Annotated in this window: 1 pseudogene; it reads left to right on the top strand. The window is 66.2% G+C overall.

The window, feature by feature from the left end:
* Nucleotides 1–1831 (top strand): annotated as a pseudogene (locus B7X32_RS20700) (hypothetical protein); the annotation flags it as partial.

Below are 1831 nucleotides of genomic sequence, written 5' to 3'. Positions count from 1 at the left end.
CACCTCGCTCGGCCTGCCGACCATCGCCGGCGCGATCAACCCCGCGACCGGCATCTTCTACTACATCTGGGCGCCGAACCCGGCGACCGGCATCTGGTACATCTACGGGTTCGACACGAACACCAACACAGGACTCGGCTATATCGGGCAGATCAATGGGATGGGCTCCGCCGTGAACGGAGACATCGCGTTCGATCCGGCCGGCAACATGTACATCGTCTCCAACGCCGATCTGACCTCGCCGGGAACCCTCTCGCGTGTGAACGGCCCGTTGCCCACGACAGCCGGCAATGTCACGCTGAACGCCACCACGATCACCAGCAACCTGCCGGCCAACGGAGGCCAGTACAACTCGGTGGCCTTCGGTCCCAACGGCAACATCGTGATCGGCACCAGCGACCCCGCGGGCGCCGCGGGCTATGTCGAGCTGGTCAACCCGGCGACCGGCGCGGTGATCTCGCAGGCTCAGGGAACGATCGCGCAGATCGACATGGCCAGCTGCTCCTACCCGAACACGATGACTCTTCAGAAGAACCTCCCTTCGGGGCGGTTCGCGACGGGCGATCAGTTCAAGCTCACGATCGGGAACGTCACCAGCTCGGCCAACACGGCGACGACCACGGGCACGGCGTCCGGTATTCAGGGCAACGTCGTGGGTCCGCTGCTCGGTCAGAGCGGGCAGGTCTACACCATCTCCGAGACCGCGTCGTCAGGGAGCCTGAGCAACTACACCAGCACGTGGTCCTGCGTCGATCAGGCGAACGGCAATGCCGTGGTCGCGTCCGGGGCGGGGGCGAGCGGCAGTTTCACGATGCCGAACAACTCCACCGGCGGGGCGAAGATCGTCTGCACGATCACGAACGCCACGGTGTCGCCTCCGTCGGCTTTCACCTGCGGCTCGACCTCCGTGTACTCCGTGACCACCCCCGGAGGCATCTATCTGACGAATCCCACGACGGGCGCGCAGACGGCGAACGGCTCGTTCACCGTGCCCTCGGGCGACATCGTGAACGCCCTCGCGCTCGGTCAGGCGGGGAAGTACATCTGGGCGCTGGATCGGACTGCGGGCACGATCCTCCGTTATGACGCGTCGACGGGGCAGACGTCCACGTTCGGGACGAACGTCAGCGGATCGCTCCTCAACGTCATCGCGGGCGCTATCGACCCGCTGACCGGGATCTACTACTACGTCTGGGTGCCGGACACCCCCACGGGCATCTGGTACTACTACGGGTTCAACACGCTCACGAACACTCCGATCGGCTACATGGGGTCGATCAGCGGGATGGGCTCCTCCGCGAACGGCGACATCGCGTTCGACGCGGCCGGCAACCTCTACATCGTCTCCAACGCGAGCGACACCGCCTCCGGGATCGTCTCCCGGGTGAACGGTCCGCTGCCGACGACCGCCGGAGACGTCCCGCTCACGGCGACCACGATCACGAGCTCCCTCCCGGGGAACTCGGGTCAGTACAACTCCGTCGCGTTCGGCCCCAACGGCAACCTGGTGATCGGTGCTCGCTCCACCACGACCGGCGCGTCGACCATCATGCAGGTCGATCCGGCCACGGGCGCGCAGGTCTCCTCCGCGGCGGGGACCACCGGCTGGGTCGACATGGCCAGCTGCATCTACCCGAACACGATGGTCCTGCAGAAGAACCTGCCGCAGGGGCGTTACACGGCGGGCGATCAGTTCACCCTCACGGTCGGCAACGTCGACAGCACCGCCAACACGGCGACGACGACCGGTACGGCGTCCGGCATCCAGAGCAACATCGTCGGCCCCTTGCTGGGACGCAGCGGGCAGGTCTACACGATCTCCGAGACGGCG

Origin of the sequence: Microbacterium sp. 13-71-7 (assembly GCF_002257455.1) — a bacterium.
GTDB lineage: Bacteria > Actinomycetota > Actinomycetes > Actinomycetales > Microbacteriaceae > Microbacterium.
The sequence above is the reverse complement of the archived record's forward strand: the minus strand, read 5'-3'. Positions and strand labels throughout refer to the sequence as shown.